This window comes from Actinocorallia lasiicapitis (genome assembly GCF_054778695.1).
The window spans coordinates 1-973 of sequence record NZ_BAAGZI010000796.1 but is presented as its reverse complement, the minus strand read 5'-3'; the positions used below and the strand labels follow the sequence as shown (position 1 = coordinate 973).

Here is a 973-nt window from a genome sequence, read left to right as displayed (position 1 = left end):
CGAGCGCGCCCAGGCCGCTGGTGCCGCCGGTGACGAGCACGGTGCCGCCGGGCGCGAAGGCCACCGGGCCGGGCGCGGCGGTGATCCGGCGGAGCCGGGAGAGCTGGAGTACGCCGTCACGGAAGACGAGTTCGGGTTCGTCGGAGGCCAGCGCCGCGCCCAAGGACCCGGGCTCGCCGATTCCGGCGATGAGCGCGAACCGGCCGGGGTTCTCGGCCTCGGCCGCCCGGAGGAGACCCCAGACGGGCGCGTCGCCCAGATCTCCGTCGCGCAGGACCACGGCCAGTTTCGCGTCGGCGAACCGCTCGTCGGCCAGCCAAGCCTGGGCTGTCGCCAGCACCCGGTTGACCGCGGCCCGCACCTCCTCGGGGCCGTCGCCTGAGCGGGCGGGGCAGGGGTAGACCACCCGGTCGAGCCCGTTGCCGTCCGTCGCGGCGGCGAGCGCGGGCAGGTCGGGGAAGAGCGGCACACCGTCGCCGAGGCCGAGCCGGTCCGTGCCGAGGACGGCCCAGCGGCCTTCGGTGGCGGACGTCAGGGGTGCGGGTGACCAGTCGATGCGGTACAGGTCGCGCGGGACGTCCGTGGTCTCCGGCCGGTCGAGGGAGAGCGCGCCACGTGTCACCGAGGCCGCGGACAGGACGGGCAGGCCGTCGGCGTCGGCGACGCTGAGCTGGACGGAGCCGTCGGGCCCGAGGACGATCCGGACCCGGGCGACCGGGGTGGCCGCGCCGTGCCGCACCACGCCGGTCCAGGCGGTCGGCAGGAGCGGGTCGCCGTCCAGGTGGAGGGCGGCGGCGTGCAGGGCGGCGTCGAGGAGCGCGGGGGGGACGCCGAAGCCGTCCGCCACAGCGGACTCGTCGAGTGCGATCTCCGCGAACAGCGCCGATCCGGCGCTCCAGGCGGCCCGCAGCCCCTGCAGGGCGGGGCCGTAGCCGTGGCCGCGCGCCAGGAGACGGTCGTAGGCGCCGGCCAC

The 973-nt window shown here is 77.3% G+C and carries 1 protein-coding gene; it reads right to left on the bottom strand.

Translation table 11 applies throughout. The annotated features are described in order from the left end of the window. A partial coding sequence (locus ACYVE7_RS34680) for a polyketide synthase dehydratase domain-containing protein (RefSeq protein ID WP_460370879.1) occupies window positions 1–973 on the bottom strand: 973 nt, incomplete at both ends.